This window comes from Nocardia sp. JCM 34519.1 (genome assembly GCF_020361265.1).
Lineage (GTDB): Bacteria > Actinomycetota > Actinomycetes > Mycobacteriales > Mycobacteriaceae > Nocardia > Nocardia arthritidis_A.
This window is the reverse complement of the sequence record NZ_JAIRBR010000007.1, coordinates 288,267-306,254: the sequence shown is the minus strand read 5'-3', so window position 1 is coordinate 306,254 and position 17,988 is coordinate 288,267. Positions and strand designations below refer to the sequence as shown.

Genomic DNA, 17,988 nt, shown 5'->3' with positions numbered 1-17,988 from the left:
AGAGGGATTTGTTATGGCCCGGGTTCGGACGGTGTGGGCGCGGTCGCGGCGGCCTGCCGCCGCAACAGCCGCGTGATGGGCTCGGCGATACCGCGGAAGAATCCGGGCCGCTGCAGGACAACGGCGACCACCACGATCGAACCCTTGATGATCAGCTGCGCGTTCGTGCTGATCGCGTTGAGCCCCAACACATTGTCGAGCAGAGTGAGGATCAGCGCCCCGACGAAGGTGCCGGTGACGGTGCCCTTGCCGCCCGCCAGACTCGCCCCGCCGATGACGGCGGCGGCGATGGCGTCGAGCTCGTAACCGGTGCCCGCCAGCGGATCCGCCGAGGCGCTGTACGCGGCGTCGATCGGCCCGGCGAATCCGGCGAGCAGCCCGGACAGCGTGAACACGGCGACCACGACCAGCGTGACGTTCACACCGGAAAGTCTTGCCGCGGTGGGATTTCCGCCGACAGCATAGATATGCCTGCCGAATCTGGTCTTGGTGAGCACTATTTGGAAGACGATGCAGACGGCGATGAAAGCCACCACCGGATAACCGATTCCGGCCTTGCCGAACAGCGGCAGCCAGGTGCCCTGGAAGAGGGTGTGGCCGGGCGTGCCGAGCTGTGCGAACGCGGCGGCCTGCCGGGTCGGCTGCCCGTTCTCGCCGGCGACGGCCGTCCCCACCGCGACATTGCCCGACACCTGCCGGTCGATACCGCGCACGATCGAGAGCATGGCCAGCGTCATGACGAACGACTGAATCCGTAACACCGTGGTGCCCAAGCCATTGGCCAATCCGAAGACCGCGCCGACCGCCGCACAGGCCGGCACGATCAACCAGGGGCCGAGATTCTGGTGCACCAGCAGCATGGCGGCGGTCATCGAACCGATGCCCATGATCGACCCCACCGACAGATCGATGCCCGCGGTCAGGATCACCAGGGTGACGCCGACTGCGAGGATGCCGCGCGAGGAGAACGCGGTGATCGCGTTGGTGAGGTTGGTCTGATTCCAGAAGTACTGTCCCTTGGTCAGGATGCCGAACGCGATCACCAGCAGCAGGCCGATATAGCCTTGGGCCGCACCGAGATACGGCAGCAGCCGGGTCAGCGTCAGGCGGATCCGGGCGGGTAGGGCCTGCCGCTCGCCGGGTAGCTCCTCGGCGGTCCGGTCGGGTGACGGCCTGAGTCGGTCGCCGGTCATCGCAGCTCCTGGTCGTTCTCGGCGGGCAGATCGTTCCCGGCGGGCAGATCGTCCTCGGCGGGCAGGGTGTGCGCGGCCCGCGCCATGGCCGCGGTGAGGATCGCCTCCTGATCGAACGGCGCCCCGCGCGCGGGATCGCGGTGGAATTCCCCGGTGATCCGGCCCTCGCACAACACCAGGATGCGGTCGCACATGCCGATCAGCTCGGGAAGTTCGGAGGAGACGACCAGCACCGCCGCGCCGTTCGTCGCCAGCCGATCCATCAGCGCGTGCACCTCGGCCTTCGCGCCGACGTCGATACCGCGGGTCGGTTCGTCCATGAGCAGCACCGACGGACGGGTGAGCAGACATTTGGCCAGCACGACCTTCTGCTGGTTGCCGCCGGACAGGGTGCCGACCACGGTGGCCAGCCCGGTGGCCCGGATCCGCAGTTCGGTCAATTGCGTTGTCACCTCGGCCCGTTCGCGGCCGACGTCGACCGTGCGCCACGGCCGCAGATAGCGACCGAGCGCGGCCAGCGAGGCGTTGAACCGCACCGTATTGCCCAGCACCAGGCTCTGCGCCTTGCGATCCTCGGCGACCAGCGCGAATCCGCGGGAAATGGCATAGCGCGGGTCGCGCGGACGATAGCGGCGGCCGTTCAATCGAATGGTGCCGCCGACCTCGTGCCCCGCCCCGTAGAGCGCCTCCAGCACCTCACTGCGCCCCGCACCCATCAGGCCGGCCAGCCCGACGATCTCACCGGCCGCCACCTCGAACGAAATATCCTGCAGGGCAACAGTATTGCCGCTGGTCGAGAGTCCGTCGACGCGCAGCCGGACCGCACCGTCCGAATGTTGTTCCGGCCGACGGGGAAACAGCTCACCGAGCGGGCGGCCGACCATCAGCTGGATGAGTTCGGCCGCGCTCACCCCGGCCATGGCCCGGGTGCCCGCGTTGGCCCCGTCGCGCAGCACCGTCACCACATCGGCGATCTGCGCCAATTCCTCGATGCGGTGCGAGATGTAGACCACGCCGACGCCCTGTGCGGACAGCGTCCGGATGACGGTGAACAGATGCTGCGTCTCGGCGTCGGCGAGCGCGGAGGTCGGCTCGTCCATCACCAGCACGCGCAGATGGTGATTCAACGCCTTGGCGACCTCGATCAACTGCTGTTCGGCGAGGCGGCAGTGCCGGGCCAGGCGGCGCGGCGGCAGGGCGAGACCGACCGTGGCGAGCAGTTCGCGGGTGCGCGCGTCCATCGCGGTCCGGTCGAGGGTGCCGCGCGCGGTGCGCAATTCCTGTCCGAGGAACAGATTGTCGGCGATGGACAGCTCCGGCACCAGGTTCAGTTCCTGGTGGATCATCGCGATGCCGTGCCGCGCCGCATCCTTCGGCGAACGCAAATGCACCGGGTCGCCGTCGATCTCGATGGTTCCCGAATCCGGCGGGAAGACCCCGGCGAGCACGTTCATCAGCGTCGATTTGCCCGCGCCGTTCTCGCCGAGCAGGGCGAGCACCTCACCGTGGTGCAGCGTCAGATCGACGCCGCGCAGCGCACGCACGCCGGGAAAGGTTTTGACGATATCGCTCATGGTGAGCAGCGCGGTGCGCTCCTCGGTTGCCACACCGGTCATCGGATCCTCGCGAATCCGTTGCCCAGCAGCCCGATCCGAGCCATGCCGGCCTCCTCACCCCGCCGACGGACGCCACCGGCCATCCACTCCGATGTGACGCCGATCTCATTAGATATCCCGACAGCATAGGCGTATCGGCGGCAACGATTCGAGACTCGATTTTTTTTGCCGCCGCGCGAGCCACCGAACATCGAATTGCGTTGTGCGCAAATAATAGTTGTCAACTTTGCAGTAGACAGCAACTCATCGGGCGGCCGAGACTCGAGGTGTGCCGGATTTCCGGCGGATCGATTTCAGCGGGAAAGGGAAAGATCATGGCGGCAGAGCCCTTCGAAGCGGGTGTCACGGCGTTCATGCTGGTGAAGACGACACCCGAATGGCTCGCACTCTCGATCGACGAGCGGATCGCGGCGTTCACCACCGAAATCCTCCCGACGGTAAGGGAAAAGGCGAAGGATGTCAGATCGCGCTTCTTCGACACCGAGTTCTATTCGGCGCAGGTGACCGACGTCTGGATGTGGGAGGCACGCGACCACCACGCGTACGAGCTCGTCATCGAGGCGCTTCGCGAAACCCCGTTCTGGGATCGGTATTTCGAAATCGTCGCACTGCTGGTCGGCGTCGAGAACGCCTACGCCAAGAATTACGGTGTCGACACCGTCGCCACGGTCGAGGCGTGAAAAAGAGCTAGGACCGCTGGATTTCGTGGGTGGCGGCGTATTCGGCCTCGATCGTCCGGTCGCGGCGCCGCTCACGAACCTTCCAAACGACAAGTCCGACAACGACGATCACCGCGACGCCGATGGCCATATCCCGGCCGACGGTCTTGGCCACCGCCTCGTAGGACTGTCCGGCGACGAATCCGAGCACCACGAATGTTGTGCCCCAGACGATTCCGCCGACCGCGTTGAAGGCCAGGAACCTCGGGTACGGCATCCGCGCGGTGCCCGCCAGCGCGGGCATCATGGCGCGGAAGAATGCGGTGAACCGGCCGAGGAACACCGCCCATCCGCCGCGGCGGGCCAGGAAATCCCGCGCGCGATCGAGCCGTCCGCGATGCCGGTCCAGCATCGAGGCCTGCAACAGGCGCGGCCCGACATGTTTGCCGACCTCATAGCCGACGCTGTCGCCGATGATGGCCGCCGCGACCACCAGCAGGATCATCGCCCACAGCTGTACATGTCCCTGGCTGGCGGCGACACCGCCGATCACCGCCGCCGTCTCGCCCGGCACCACGAACCCGATGAATATCGCGTCCTCGGCGAAGACCAGTAGGGTGACGACCAGGTACACCCACACCGGGGCGATATCGAGTATCCGATGCAGCAGCGAATCCATGGTCCCCACGCTACCGATCGCGCCGAAGTTCCCGGCAGGATAAATTCTTGCTTGGAGTGCACTCCAGGTGACTACCGTGGCCGGCATGAGCAAAGTTTGGTTCATCACCGGTGTTTCAAGGGGATTCGGACGGGAATGGGCCAGCGCCGCCCTCGAGCGCGGCGACAGCGTCGCGGGTACCGCCCGCGATCTCGGCACGCTGGACGACCTGGTCGCCAAATATCCCGACACATTCCTGCCGATCCAGTTGGACGTCACCGATCGGGCAGGTGATTTCGCGGCGGTCCGCCGGACGGCCGAGCGGTTCGGCCGCCTCGATGTCGTCGTGAACAACGCGGGCTACGGACAGTTCGGGATGGTCGAGGAGATCGGCGAGGACGAGCTGCGGGCACAATTCGAGACGAACGTCTTCGGCGCGTTCTGGGTGACCCAGGCGGCGCTGCCGATCCTGCGCGAACAGGGCAGCGGGCATATCCTCCAGGTCTCCAGCATCGGCGGCATCTCCGCATTCGCGAACCTCGGCGCGTATCACGCGTCGAAGTGGGCGCTGGAAGGGTTTTCGCAGTCGCTGGCGCAGGAGGTCGCGCCGTTCGGCATTCACGTGACCCTCATCGAACCGGGCGGTTTCGGCACCGATTGGGCCGGTCCGTCGGCCAAGCACGCCACCCCGATCCCGGCCTACGATCCGGCCCGCGCCGCGCGGGCGGCCCAGCGGACCCGGTTCACCCCCGGCGATCCGACCGCGACCAGCACCGCGATCCTGACCGTAGTCGACGCGGACGAACCGCCGCTGCGTTTGTTCCTCGGCACCGCGCCTTTGATCATCGCCACGGCGGATTACGAGTCCCGGCTGGCGCAGTGGCGCGAATGGCAGGACGTTTCCGCTGCCGCGCAGGGGAATTGACCACGCTTGGGTGGCAGCCGGATTCGGCTGCCACCCAGGGCGATCGACTAATCCTCCAGAAATACGGCCGGGTTCCGGCGCCTGCGGTCGACGGTCACCGTGAATACATCCGGCCGGGAGTAGTGACCGGCGGGATCGAAATTCTGGCGCTCCCTTGCCACCTCGGCCGGATCGATATCGGCGATGACGAGCCGCTCCGCGCCGACCACGGGTTCGACGAGCCAGCGGCCGTCCGGGCCCGCGATCGCGGATCCGCCGTCGAAGCCCGCCGGCTCGGGCAGCGCGAGAAGTTCGGCGCGCAGCGGGAAATCGGCTGGCACATCGGCGTATTCGAGGACCGCGCTCGCGGCGAGGGAGTAGACCCGGCCCTCCAGCGCGATGAAACGCGTGATATCCCTGGTATTCCGGATGGATCCCGGCCAGGTGGAGATGTGCAGGGTCGCGCCGTCGGCGTACAGCGCGTGCCTGGCCTGCGGCATCCAGTTCTCCCAGCAGGACAGTCCGCTCACCCGGAATCCGCCGAAATCGTGCGCGCGCAAACCGTTTCCGTCGCCGATCCCCCATACGAGGCGTTCCTCGTAGGTCGGCATGAGCTTGCGGTGCGCGCCGACCACGCCGCGAACCGGGTCGATCGCGACCAGTGTGCAGTACACCGTGCCCCGCACTCGCTCGGTGATGCCGAGATAGCAGAACATCCCGAGATCGCCGACCGCCGCCCGGACGGTCGCCAACTGCGGCCCGTCTAGCTCGACCGCGGCATCCAAATAGTAAGCGTAAGCGGCCTTTTGAACCGGATCGTCGAACCGCGCCCCATCCAGCGGCGCCAACCAGATCGGATAGCCGGACAGGAAGGTCTCCGGAAAGGCCACCAGCTCGACCCCTTGTCCGGCGGCCTCGGTCAGCCATTCGATCACGAGTTTCGTTCCGGCCGTTGAATCGAGCCAGGCCGGCCGAGCCTGTGCCGCAGCGATACGCATGCGCCGATAGTAAGCGTGCGGCTGTAATCAGGGCAGCAGCAACACTTTTCCCCGCCCGCCGGATCGCTGGGTCGCCAGAATCGCCGCGCGCACGTTGTCGAGCGGGAATATCCCCTGCACGGTCGAGGCGGCAGTGCCGTCCAGGACCAGGCGGCCCGCCTCGTCCAAGGCCGACCGCAATTCCTCGCGTCCTGCCCGGTGCACCCAATCACGCAGGCGGTACAGCACGACGGATACGTCGGGGCGGCGAGCCGATAGCGGACGACCCGACAGCAGCCCGTAATGCACCAGGCTGCCGCCGGACCGCAGCGTCGCGATAAAGCGCGTCGCCCTCCGCACCGCCCACCGCGTCGTAGCCGATTTCGGGTCCGCCGCCGGTCAACCGGATCAGCTCCCGCTCCCAACCAGGCTCCCGGGTGCTGAGCACCCCGGCCCATTCGGGTCCGGCGGTTCCCGGTCCGCCCGCGTCGCCGCGCACCAGCGCGACCGGCCGGATCCCGTGCCGGTTCAGCAGCCGCGCCAGCATGCCGCCGATGGCCGAGCCCGCCGCGTTCACCGCCACCGCGGGCGCGCCGCGGGGCAGCGCGAAGTCGGTGACCATCCGCACCGCGGTCAGCGGATTGATATAGGACAGCGCGGCCTGTTCGTCGGTCAGGTCCGGCAGCACGGGAAAACACCAGCGCGCCTCGGTGGTCTTCACCTGCTGCCAGGCGCCCGCACTTCCGATGGGCAGCACTCGGTCGCCCACCGCCAGGGTGGTGACACCCGGCCCGACGCCGCAGACCCGCCCGACACCTTCGAATCCGGGCACCAGCGGCAACTCGGTGCGCGAGGCGTAGGCACCCGAGACGGTCACCAGATCCGACGGGTTGATCGCCGCCGCGAGCATCCGCACCGAGACCGCACCGGCGCCGAGCGCGGGCGGCTCGTAATCCTGAACCCGCACCACCTCGGCGGCGGGTCCGAACCGCGTTACCACGGCTGCGCGCATGCGAAAACCTCCCGACTCGACGGCCTGATCGCTATTCCAGCACCGCGATCCGTCACGTCGGATCGCGGTCAGCATTCGACGACGGCGACGGCCAGACCGCCGCGGGAGGTCTCCTTGTATTTGTCGAGCATGTCGGCGCCGGTGGCGCGCATGGTTTGGATCACCTTGTCCAGCGAGACGTGATGCCTGCCGTCGCCGCGCACGGCCATGCGCGCCGCGGTGATCGCCTTGACCGCGGCGATGCCGTTGCGCTCGATGCACGGGATCTGCACCAGACCGCCGATGGGATCGCAGGTGAGGCCGAGATTGTGTTCGATGCCGATCTCGGCGGCGTTCTCGATCTGCTCGGGCGTGCCGCCGAGGACGGCGGCGAGTCCGGCCGCGGCCATCGCGCACGCCGAACCGACCTCGCCCTGGCAGCCCACCTCGGCGCCGGAGATCGAGGCGTTCTCCTTGATCAGCTGCCCGATCGCGCCCGCGGTGAGCAGGAATTCGACGACGCTGGCAGCGCTGTCGGTGACGAATCGCCGGACATAATGCAGCACCGCGGGCACGATGCCCGCCGCACCGTTGGTCGGCGCGGTGACGACCCGCCCGCCCGCGGCGTTCTCCTCGTTCACCGCCATGGCGTAGAGGGTGACCCACTCCATCGCGCGCAGCGGATCGCGCTCGTCGGATTCGGCGCAGAGCCGCTCGTGCAGCGCCGCCGCCCGCCGCCGCACCCGCAGCGCGCCGGGCAGCACGCCGGTGCCCGTCATACCGCGATCGACGCACTGCCGCATGACATCCCAGATGCCGAGCAGCTCGCCGCGCACCTGATCCGCACCGCGCCAAGACATTTCGTTGGCCAGTACGAGTTCGGCGATGGACCGTCCAGTGGCGCGGGTGAGCGCGAGCAGTTCATCGGCGGTATGGAACGGATGCGGCACCGCGACGGATGCGGTGATCGACCGGTCGATCTCGTCCTCGTCGAGCACGAACCCGCCGCCGACCGAATAATAGGTGCGCTCGAACCGGACCCGGCCATCGATATCCTTGGCGCGGAACAACATTCCGTTGGTGTGGAACGCCAGTTTGGTGCCGCCGAGCAGCACAACGTCGTCGATGGCGCAGGCGATGGGGTGCACGCCGCCGAGTGACAGCCGCCCCGTCTCGCGCACCCGAGCCGCGATGGCGGGCACCACATCCGGGTCGACCGTTTCCGGCCGCTCCCCCGCGAGCCCGGCGAGTACGGCCTCGACGCTGCCGTGCCCGTGTCCGGTCGCCCCGAGCGAACCGTACAGCTCCACCGATATCGTGGCCGTATCATGCAGCAGACCAGCCGATTTCAGCCGGTCGACGAAGGCCGCCGCGGCCCGCATCGGCCCGACGGTGTGCGAGCTGGACGGCCCGATGCCGACCCGGAACAGGTCGAAGACGCTGATCGTCACGCCGGGCCCCGCAGTCCGGTGTAGAGCGGAAAGCGTTGCGCCAGTGCGTCTACCCGGGCGGCGAGCGCCGCGGTGGGTTCGGTGCGGCACAGCGCGGCCGCGATGATATCGGCCACCTCGGTGAACGCGGCCGGGTCGAAGCCGCGCGCCGCCAGCGCCGGGGTGCCGATGCGCAGCCCCGAACTCACCATCGGCGGTCGCGGATCGAAGGGAACCGCGTTGCGGTTCACCGTGATTCCGATTTCCGCTAGCAGATCCTCGGCCTGTTTGCCATCCAGTTCGGCGGCGCGCAGGTCGACGAGCACCAGATGCACATCGGTGCCCCCGCTCACCAGGCCGATACCCGCGTCCCGGCAGTCGGCGGCAAGCAATCGGTCGGCCAGGATCCGGGCGCCGGTCAGCGTGCGCTCCTGCCGCTCGCGGAATGCCGGTTCGGCCGCCATCTTGAAGGCGACGGCCTTCGCGGCGATCACATGTTCCAGCGGCCCGCCCTGCTGTCCCGGAAACACCGCCGAATCCAGTTTCTTCGCCAATTCCGCTGTGGCGAGCACGAATCCGCCGCGTGGACCGCCGAGGGTCTTATGCGTTGTCGAGGTGACCACGTGCGCGTGCGGCACCGGGGACGGATGCAGCCCGGCCGCGACCAGGCCCGCGAAATGCGCCATATCCACCATCAGGTGGGCCCCGACCTCGTCGGCGATCCGGCGGAATTCGGCGAAATCCAGGTGCCGCGGATAGGCCGACCAGCCCGCGACGATCAGCTTCGGCCGGTGCTCGCGCGCCAACCGCGCCACCTCGGCCATATCGATCAGCTGGTCCTCGGCCCGCACATGGTAGGCCGCGACATCGTAGAGCCGGCCGGAGAAGTTGATCTTCATGCCATGCGTCAGGTGGCCGCCGTGATCCAGCGCGAGCCCGAGGATGGCGTCACCGGGCCGCAGCAGCGCATGCATCACCGCGGCATTGGCCTGTGCGCCCGAATGTGGTTGCACGTTGGCGTATTCCGCGCCGAACAGCGCGCGCAGCCGCGCGATGGCCAATGCCTCGATCTCGTCGACGTGCTCGCAGCCGCCGTAGTAGCGGCGGCCCGGGTAGCCCTCGGCGTATTTGTTGGTGAGCACCGTGCCCTGCGCCTGCATGACGGCGAGCGGCGCGTAATTCTCCGAGGCGATCATTTCCAGGCCGCGCCGCTGGCGGTCGATTTCGCGGTCGACCAATTCGGCCACTGCCGGGTCGAATTCGCGCAGCGGCTGGTCGAGCTGCGAATGGACGGCGGATGCTGGTTCGGCCATGGGGAGCCTTTCGTCTACGCGGATGCGTGGGGTTTCGGCTCCTCCCGCTCTGTCCAATGGCCTGAGAGATTCGCGCGGCGATCGCGCTTGCCCCGTCGGCGAGTACGCTTGCGGCGCACTACTTTCCAGAGTTGCCTGTCCGCGGCGATACTGGGCCTGAGAGATTCCCGGGAGGATGTTGCTCCTTCGGCTCTCCACCGGAGTGGAGATCTCTCGCCGCGGCTGAACGGCTGTATATTTTATTCAATTACGGCGTATTTCAATTGTTGCGTAAAACGCAACAGATGTTCGATGCGCAACTCAGTATTGCCGGGGTCACACCCCTTGTCAACGCGGCGCTCAACCCAGGTAACCCAGCCTGCGGCTGATCCCCGCCGCGCTCGCGCGGGCCAACTCGGCCGTGCGCGCGAACTTCTCCGGCCCGAGCCGATAGGACGGCCCCGAAACGCTCAGCGCCGCAACGACGGAACCACTGCTGTCGTACACCGGCACGGCGACCGCGTTCAACCCGATCTCCAACTCCTCGCGCACGCCGGCCCAGCCCTGCTGCCGCACCCCCGCCAGCTCCGCAGTGAGGTCGGTCACCTTGGTGACGGTGTTCGCGGTGTACCCGGCCAGCTTGGTCCCGACAAGTTTGCGCAGCGCCGCCGGTTCCAGCGCGGCCAGCAGCACCTTGCCGCTCGAGGTCGCGTGCGCCGGGCAGCTCTGCCCCACCCAGGACCGCAGCGCGATCGAACCCGGACCGATCGCCTCGACGATATTGATGATCCGATCACCGTCCAGCACAGCGATATTCGTCGTCTCGCCGGATTCGGCCGCGAGCGCGTTGCACGCGCCCTGACTCTGCCCGACGAGATCGGCCTGCGCACTGGTGGATCCGGCCAGCCGGACGATCGAGAACCCGAGCCGGTATTTGCCCCGCTCGGACAGCTGCTCGACGTACCCCCGCGATTCCAGCACGGCGACCAGCCGCGAAACGGTGGATTTGTGCACGCCGAGTTCGGCGGCGATCTCGGTGACACCGGCTTGGCCGAGTTTGGCGATGATCTCCATGACGAGCAGCGCGCGGTCGACGGACTGCACCGCGGCGGTCCGCCCGCTCTCCTCGAGATCCTGTTTCGCCATGACAACGCCATTCTAAGCGGAGGTCGCCGCCGCACCTCGATCACTCCCGGCTCGGCCCACCCGGATAAGTCCCCGGTTTCAGCCACCGCCGATGAGGTCAGCCGCCGCGGATGAGATCGGCGCATTTCTCCGCCATCGCCATCACCGTGATATTCGGGTTCACCGCAGGCAGTTTCGGCATGGCCGAGGCATCCACCACCCGCAGCCGCGCGACGCCCTTCACCCGGAGTTCGGGATCGAGCACCGCCATCGGATCGTCCGCCGCGCCCATCCGCGCGGTAGCCGCCGGATGGTAGACGGTGTTGTGCGTCGCCCGAACGTAATCCAGCAGTTCGTCATCGGTCACCGCGTCCGGTCCGGGCGCCAACTCCTCGGCGATCCACTCCCGCAGCGGCGTCTGCCCGGCGATCTTGCGCGCCAACCGGATTCCGGCCAGCATCACTCGTTCGTCGTGGCCGTCCGGATCGGTGAAGTAGCGCGGATCCACCCGGGGCCGGTCCCGGAAATCGCGGCTGCGCAACCGGACCGTGCCGCGCGAGCGGCCCTGAGTCACGTTGGGGGTCAGGCAGAATCCGTTGTCGGTGGTCGGATAGCCGTGGCGCACGGTGTTCATATCGAACGGCACGCTGCCGTAGTGCATCATGATGTCCGGCACCCGCAGCGCCTCGTCGGTGGTCGCGAATATCCCGATCTCCCACCACTGCGTCGAGGTGGTCACCATCGGCCGCGCGGCCGCCCAGAACACCAGCCCCTCCACGTGATCGTCGAGGTTCGAGCCGACGCCGGGCGCGTCGACCCGCACCGGCACGCCGATCTCCCGCAGATGTTCGGCCGGTCCGATTCCGGAGAGCAGCAACAACTTCGGCGTATCAATGGCGCCCGCCGTGACGATCACCTCGCGGCGCGCGGACACCGTATCGTATCCGGTCAGGTCGGGCCGCAGACAGCGCACGCCGGTCGCGTTGCGCGCCTCGTCGAACAGGATTTCGCTGACCCGATGCCCGGTGCGCACAACCAGATTCGGCCGAGCACCGAGGATCGGATGCAGATACGCGTGTGAGGACGACATCCTGGTGTTGTCCTCGTCCGCGTTGATCTGGAACCAGCCCGCGCCGTTGCGCACCGTCGCGCCGCGATTGAATTCGACCGTCGGCAGCCCGGCGGCCGCCGCGGCTTCCAGCACCGCGACCCCGCACGGATCGGCGGGCGGGATATCGCGCAGCCGCACCGGGCCGCCGCGCCCGTGGTGATCGCCTGGGGCATCGTTGTTTTCGAGCCGGGCGACATATGGCAGCACCTCGGCCGCACTCCAGCCCTTGGCGCCCATGGCCGCCCACTCGTCGAGCCCTTCGGCGGGTGGCCAGAACGCGATACACGAATTGTGCGATGAACATCCGCCGAGCACCTTCGCCCTGGCGTGCCGCAGAAAGCTGTTGCCGCGCGACTGCGGTTCGACCGGGTAGTCCCAGTCGTAGCCGGAGTCGAGCAGATGCATCCACCGGTCCAGCCGCAGGATGTCCTCGTTGCCGACATCGGAGGGTCCGGCCTCCAGCAGGCACACCGTCACGTCCGGATTCTCGCTGAGCCGGGCCGCGAGCACACATCCGGCCGTGCCGCCGCCGGCGATCACATAGTCGAAGCCGCTGTCAGACATCGCTTTTCGCCCCTTCGAGTGCCGCGTCGACCGCATGCGACGCCAGCGTGCCGATACCGCGCCTGCCCTTCAGCAGATACCAGAGCAGCCCGACCCCGAGAATGGCGCCGATGTAGACGAACGCGCCCCAGGTGTTGTACCAGGGCGTGCCGTACACCGAGGCCCGCGGCCAGGCCAGGTTGAGCGCCATGCCGACACCCCACACCACCGCGGCGATATTCACCGGCAGACCCCACCGTCCCATGGTGAAATATCCGCCCTCCACCAAATCCCTTGGCGGCCACTGCCCTTGGAGTCGTTTGCGCAGCATCGGGCCCGTCACCATGAGGTACGCCAGGTAGATCATGATGATCGCGATCGAGGTGAGCACCGTGAATATCTTGGGCTGACCGATATTGATCAGCAGGATCAGCGCGGAAAGCACGCCGATCACCACCGCGGGCACCAGCGGTGTCTGCGTCTTGGCGTGCACCCGGGCCAACTTCTCGCCGAACGGCAGCGCGTTGTCCCGCGCCATCGCGAAGGCCAGTCGGATCGCCGCGGTGTGCACGGCCAGCGAACACACCGTCACCGCGACCACGATGCAGCACAGGAAGATCCGGCCCAACGGGCCCCACATCACCTGCTCCACGATGTATTGCAGGCCGCCGTCGCTGCTGCCGATCTTCTTATCGGCCAGGTCGGGTGCGGCCATCACGGCGAAAACCAGGATGGCCCCGCCGATCACGAACGAGGCGAGTACGGCGCGCAGAATCGCCTTGGGCGCGGTGCGGCGGGGTTCCACCGTCTCCTCGCCGAGCGAACTCGCGGTGTCGAAGCCGTACATCACATAGCCCGAGGCGAGCGTGGCCACCAGGAACGCGCCGAGATAGCCGCCCGCCTGCCCCGCACCGTATCCGTGCGTGGAGAAGAACACCGCGGGACCGCGAGTCGCGTTGGCGGCCAGGATGATCGCGATCAGCACGGCGGCGATCAGCTCGACGAATACGCCCGCGCTGTTGATCATCGCCATCAGTCGCACCCCGAAGGCATTCACCAGGGTGGTGAAGATGATCATGACGGTGCCGAGCACCACCGCGTTGGTGGCGTAATCGTATTGACCGGTGCCGTCGCCGATCAGCTGGAAGCCGGACCACAGCCGGGGCAGGTTCAGCTGCAGCGCCAGCACGACGGCCGACAGCGTCACGATGGACGCGGTGAGCATCAGCCACCCCGACGACCACCCGAGGAGCTTGCTGCCCAACGCCTTCGACCAGTTGTAGACCGAGCCGGCCACCGGATACCGCGCCGCCAGCTCCATGAAGCACAGCGCCACCGCGAGCTGCCCGACGAATACCAGCGGCCACGACCACAGATATGCCGGGCCCGCGCTGCCGAAGCCGAAGTAGAACAGTTGGAAGGTGCCGGTCAGGATCGAGATATAGCTCACCCCGGCCGCGAAACTCGCGAACTTCCCGATACTTCGGTCGAGGGTTTCGCGATACCCGAAATCCCCCATGCCGTTATCGTCGGAAACGCTGTGTTCCTTGACTACCATTGCGACACCGTGCCTTTCGCGGTGCGTGGCCGTACGGGCTGTCCGGCCGTAAAACTGAAAATGCTGCTAGACGCCCTTGAACCACGCCGCCGGCTTCGGTGCCGTGTTGTGCCAGATATGTTTGATCTCTTGATATTCCGCGAGCCCGCTGGGGCCCAGCTCGCGGCCGTTCCCGGACTTCTTGAATCCGCCCCACTCCGCCGCCGCGGTGTAGTAGCCGAAGTCGTTGAGCCACACCGTGCCGTGCCGCAGCGCGCGCACCACCCGCTCGCCGCGCGCGGCGTCCGTGGTGCGCACCCCGGCGGCGAGGCCGTATTCGGTGTCGTTGCCGAGCCGGATCGCCTCCGCCTCGGTGGTGAACCGCTCCACCGTCAGGATCGGGCCGAAGGTTTCCTCCCGGACGATCCGCATGGTGCGGTCGCAGTGATCGAATATGGTCGGCAGGAAATAGCTGCCGTCGGCGAGCGCCGGATCGGCCGGGCGCGTACCACCGGTGACCAATTTGGCGCCCTCCGAAATACCCAGCGCGACATAGTCTTCCACCTTCGCCCGGTGCGCGGCCGAGACCAGCGGGCCGGTCTCGCTCGCCGGATCGAGGCCGGGGCCGACCTTGATCCGTTCGGCCCGGTCCGCCAATTCGGCCACGAAATCGTCGGCGATGGACGCCTCGACGATGAGTCGCGTTCCGGCGGAACACACCTGGCCCGAATGCAGGAATACGCCCGTCAGCACCTGATCGACCGCGCTGGCCCATTCGGCGTCGGCGAAGACGATATGCGGATTCTTGCCGCCGAGTTCCATCGCGACCCTGGTGAGGTTTTCGGCCGCGGCCCTGGCGATGATCCGCCCGGTCGCCGATCCGCCGGTGAAGGAGATCAGGTCGACATCCGGATTGGCGGTGAGCGCCGCGCCGAGCGCGGATCCGCTGCCCTGCACCAGGTTCAGCACTCCGGCGGGTACCCCCGCCGCCTCCGCCAACCGGGTGAACGCGATGGTGGTCAGCGGGGTGACCTCGCTCGGCTTGGCCACCATGGTGCAGCCCGCGGCCAGCGCGGGCGCCACCTTCCACGACATCTGCAGCAGCGGATAGTTCCACGGCGCGATCAGCACGCATACGCCGATCGGCTCGCGCACCACCCGGCTCAGCACCGCCGGATCGCCGACATCGATCAGCCGATCCGCCTGTGTGCCGACGAGATTCGCGTAGTAGCGGAATACCGAGACCACATCGTCGATATCGATCCGGCTCTCCGCCAACGTCTTTCCGGTGTCGACGGTCTCCAGCCGGGCCAGTTCCTCCCGGTCGCGCACCAGCAGGTCGGCTATTCGCAGCAGTAGCGCGGCCCGCTCGGCGGCCGGTGTCGCCGCCCAGGCGCCGTCATCGAAGGCCGCGCGGGCGGCGGCCACCGCGCGCAGCGCATCGTCCGGTGTCGCCTCGTCCACCGTCGCGGCGACGGAACCGCTGGCGGGGTCGATGATCTCGCGGATGCCACCGTCGGCGGCGTGCACCCAGTGGCCGCCGATGAACAGGTCCGGCTCGCCGTTCATCGGGCACTACCTCTCCCGTGCGCTCGCGATCTTCCCGAGCAATCGGACTGCGCGGGCGCACTCACTCGGCGCGAAACCCAATCGTGGAACTCCGAGATGTGATGCTCGGCCGGTACCAGCACCCCACCGTCGCGGTAGGCGCGCGAGGACATCGTCGGCTGGGTGCGCTCGCACGCCGCGAAATCCTGCTCGTTCACCCGATGGAACAGCTCGACCGAGCGCGACACGTCCCGACCCTGTGCCACAACATCTTTCGTGTACAGCCAGTCGCATTCCACCACGGTGCGGTCGACCGCGAGCGGATACATCCGGTGGAAGATGATGTGATCGGGCACCAGATTCACGAAGACCTGCGGCCGGATGGTGATCGCGAAGTATCGGCGATCCTGGTCTGCCCGGATACCGGGCAGCGGATCGAATCCGGCCGAGCCGTCGACGGTGAAACCCGCTATGCCCGGGCCGAATTCGGCGCCGTGCCCGACGAAGACCTGGGCGGCGAGCCCCTGCGCGAATTCGGGCAGCACCTCGGTGAGCTCGGGATGGATGGTGGCGCAGTGGTAGCACTCCATGAAGTTCTCCACGATGAGCTTCCAGTTGGCCGCGACGTCGTAGACGACGCGGCGGCCGACCGCGAGCCGCTCGATATCGTAGGCGTCGATGGCGGACGGGTCGCCCAGCCGTTCGGTGACCGCGCCCAGCACATCGGCCTCGAACGAGGGCGGCTGGTCGGCCAGGCAGACCCAGGCGTAGCCGAGCCATTCCCGCAGCGCCACCGGGATCAGACCGTAGGCCGTCCGGTCGATCGGCACCCCCGAAATATCCTTCAGCGCGGCGATATTCGGTGCCGCGACGAGTTTTCCGTCCAGCCCGTAGGTCCAGGCGTGGTACGGGCACTGCAGATTGCGGCGCACCTGGCCCGTGTCCTCGGTGCAGAGCATCGCCCCGCGGTGGCGGCAGATATTGAGAAAGGCGCGCAGCTCGCCGTCGCGGCCGCGCACCACCAGCACGCTCTCCCGGCCCACCTGCACCCGCCGGAACTGGCCGGGCTCGGCCAGATCGCCGGATCGCACCGCGCAGAACCACATTCGCTCGAACAGCCGCTCCTGCTCGGCCGCGAAAACACGGTCGTCGACATACCAGTTGCCGCCCAGGGTCGGTATGAGCGCGGGCCCGTCCGTCGTCGTCATGCCGTCACCAACCTTTGCGGATCGAAAAGTGCGATGGGGTGGGTGGTTTTCCCCTCGATGGCCAGATCGGCCAGGATCTCCCCCACCACCGGAACGAATTTGAAGCCGTGACCGGAGAAGCCACAGGCGATGGTCACCCTGGCCGCGTCCGGATGCCGGGCGATGACGAAATGCTGATCGGGGGTGTTGGAATACATGCAGGTCGCCGTGTGCACGGCCGGACCGTCCAGTGCCGGAAGGATTTTCCCGACCCGCTCGCGCATCTCCGCGATCTCTTGCGGATGCACCACCCGATCGATGGTGTCGGGCGTACATTCGATTCCCTTGCGGAAGAATGCCATTTTCACGCCGCCGTCCGGACCGTCGATGGCCGGGAATCCATAGATCTGGCTGCCCGCCGCGTCCTCGTCGATGTACACCGGCTGATCCTCGAAGGCCCGGATGCCGCCGACCGGATCGAGCCAGTACAGCACCTGCCGCTCGATGGTGATCGGGATGCCGAACTCCGCCAACAGCTTCGGCGCCCACGCGCCGGGACAGATCACCAGCTGATGCGCCCGGTAGGTGGTGCGCGCGGTGGTGACCCGCACCCCGTGCTCGTCCTCGGACCAGCCGAGCACCTCCTCGCCGAACGCCAGCGTCGCCCCGGCCCGCAGTGCGAGATCGATATGTGCCCGCACCGTCAACTCGGGCCTGGCGAATCCGCCCTTCGCCTCGTACAAACCGATATCGTCGCGATCCGGGGTGAAATTCGGGAAGCGGCGGCGGATTTCGGCGGCGTCGAGCACATCGTGCGGCAGCGACCATTCGCGGGCCGCGCGCAGGCTGCCCGCGACGGTCAGGCAGTCGGGCGGACCCAGGTAGAGGCCGCCGGTGATCCGGAAGACCTCGCTGCCGCTGTCGGCGGCCAACTGCTCCCACAGTTCGTACGCGCGCAGCAGCAGCGGGACATAGGCGGGATCCTCGAAATAGGACTGCCGGATGATCCGGGAACCGCCGTGGCTGGAACCCCGATCGTGCGCGGGGGTGAACTTCTCCAAACCCAGCACCCGCTGCCCGCGCGCGGCCAAGTGATATGCCGCGGCGCTGCCCATTCCGCCGAGGCCGATCACGATGACGTCGTAACCCCCAGTGGCCGTCGGCCCACCCGTCGCCCGACCACCACCCCCCACCGAATCGCTCCGCGATGCTGTCGT

At 67.6% G+C, this 17,988-nt stretch carries 16 protein-coding genes and 1 riboswitch; of the genes, 2 read left to right on the top strand and 14 right to left on the bottom strand.

Features of this window, described 5'->3' with window-relative positions; translation table 11 throughout:
* Window positions 1-11: 11 nt before the first annotated feature.
* Window positions 12-1,193: an ABC transporter permease gene (locus LGY53_RS20240; RefSeq protein ID WP_225728249.1), complete on the bottom strand. Its 1,182-nt coding sequence runs from the start codon at window positions 1,191-1,193 to the stop codon at window positions 12-14.
* Window positions 1,190-2,809: a sugar ABC transporter ATP-binding protein gene (locus LGY53_RS20235; RefSeq protein ID WP_225728248.1), complete on the bottom strand. Its 1,620-nt coding sequence runs from the start codon at window positions 2,807-2,809 to the stop codon at window positions 1,190-1,192. Before LGY53_RS20235 ends, LGY53_RS20240 begins: the two co-directional genes overlap by 4 nt.
* A 314-nt stretch (window positions 2,810-3,123) precedes the next feature.
* On the opposite strand from LGY53_RS20235, the gene LGY53_RS20230 reads away from it, so the two are divergent.
* Window positions 3,124-3,489, top strand: coding sequence for a darcynin family protein (locus LGY53_RS20230; RefSeq protein ID WP_225728247.1), 366 nt, complete (start codon window positions 3,124-3,126; stop codon window positions 3,487-3,489).
* A 7-nt stretch (window positions 3,490-3,496) separates the two neighbouring features.
* On the opposite strand, the gene LGY53_RS20225 is transcribed toward LGY53_RS20230, so the two are convergent.
* On the bottom strand, window positions 3,497-4,147 hold the full coding sequence (locus LGY53_RS20225) for a DedA family protein (RefSeq protein WP_225728246.1): 651 nt from the start codon (window positions 4,145-4,147) through the stop codon (window positions 3,497-3,499).
* An 85-nt stretch (window positions 4,148-4,232) separates the two neighbouring features.
* Between LGY53_RS20225 and LGY53_RS20220 the strand changes: the two genes are divergently transcribed.
* Window positions 4,233-5,051 (top strand): SDR family oxidoreductase, encoded by an 819-nt coding sequence (locus LGY53_RS20220; protein WP_225728245.1) that lies wholly within the window; start codon window positions 4,233-4,235, stop codon window positions 5,049-5,051.
* A 47-nt stretch (window positions 5,052-5,098) separates the two neighbouring features.
* Here LGY53_RS20220 and LGY53_RS20215 read toward each other — a convergent pair whose 3' ends face one another.
* The 11 genes from LGY53_RS20215 to solA form a co-directional block, all read right to left on the bottom strand.
* On the bottom strand, window positions 5,099-6,028 hold the full coding sequence (locus LGY53_RS20215) for a carbon-nitrogen hydrolase family protein (RefSeq protein WP_225728244.1): 930 nt from the start codon (window positions 6,026-6,028) through the stop codon (window positions 5,099-5,101).
* 27 nt (window positions 6,029-6,055) lie between these two features.
* A complete protein-coding gene (locus tag LGY53_RS20210; protein ID WP_225728243.1) occupies window positions 6,056-6,256 on the bottom strand; it encodes a hypothetical protein in 201 nt (66 codons plus the stop codon).
* Entirely contained in the window at window positions 6,237-7,019 is a 783-nt protein-coding gene (locus LGY53_RS20205) for a zinc-dependent alcohol dehydrogenase family protein (protein ID WP_225728242.1), read from the bottom strand. The genes LGY53_RS20210 and LGY53_RS20205 overlap by 20 nt, the downstream gene beginning before the upstream one ends.
* Window positions 7,020-7,087: 68 nt before the next feature.
* Entirely contained in the window at window positions 7,088-8,449 is a 1,362-nt protein-coding gene (locus tag LGY53_RS20200) for an L-serine ammonia-lyase (RefSeq protein ID WP_225728241.1), read from the bottom strand.
* Window positions 8,446-9,741 carry a serine hydroxymethyltransferase gene (gene glyA, locus LGY53_RS20195; protein WP_225728240.1) on the bottom strand — a complete coding sequence of 432 codons (1,296 nt, stop codon included), beginning with the start codon at window positions 9,739-9,741 and terminating at the stop codon, window positions 8,446-8,448. Before glyA ends, LGY53_RS20200 begins: the two co-directional genes overlap by 4 nt.
* A 39-nt stretch (window positions 9,742-9,780) precedes the next feature.
* A riboswitch (glycine riboswitch) is annotated at window positions 9,781-9,880 on the bottom strand.
* 200 nt (window positions 9,881-10,080) lie between these two features.
* Complete coding sequence (locus tag LGY53_RS20190) at window positions 10,081-10,866, bottom strand: IclR family transcriptional regulator (RefSeq protein WP_225728239.1); 786 nt, start codon at window positions 10,864-10,866, stop codon at window positions 10,081-10,083.
* Between the two features lie 97 nt (window positions 10,867-10,963).
* Window positions 10,964-12,520: a GMC family oxidoreductase gene (locus LGY53_RS20185; RefSeq protein WP_225728238.1), complete on the bottom strand. Its 1,557-nt coding sequence runs from the start codon at window positions 12,518-12,520 to the stop codon at window positions 10,964-10,966.
* Complete coding sequence (locus tag LGY53_RS20180; RefSeq protein WP_225728237.1) at window positions 12,513-14,057, bottom strand: APC family permease; 1,545 nt, start codon at window positions 14,055-14,057, stop codon at window positions 12,513-12,515. The genes LGY53_RS20185 and LGY53_RS20180 overlap by 8 nt, the downstream gene beginning before the upstream one ends.
* A gap of 66 nt (window positions 14,058-14,123) precedes the next feature.
* Window positions 14,124-15,605 carry an aldehyde dehydrogenase family protein gene (locus LGY53_RS20175; RefSeq protein WP_225728236.1) on the bottom strand — a complete coding sequence of 494 codons (1,482 nt, stop codon included), beginning with the start codon at window positions 15,603-15,605 and terminating at the stop codon, window positions 14,124-14,126.
* A complete protein-coding gene (locus LGY53_RS20170; protein ID WP_225728235.1) occupies window positions 15,602-16,792 on the bottom strand; it encodes an aromatic ring-hydroxylating dioxygenase subunit alpha in 1,191 nt (396 codons plus the stop codon). The genes LGY53_RS20175 and LGY53_RS20170 overlap by 4 nt, the downstream gene beginning before the upstream one ends.
* Entirely contained in the window at window positions 16,789-17,886 is a 1,098-nt protein-coding gene (gene solA, locus LGY53_RS20165; RefSeq protein WP_255664623.1) for an N-methyl-L-tryptophan oxidase, read from the bottom strand. The genes LGY53_RS20170 and solA overlap by 4 nt, the downstream gene beginning before the upstream one ends.
* Between the last annotated feature and the right edge of the window lie 102 nt (window positions 17,887-17,988).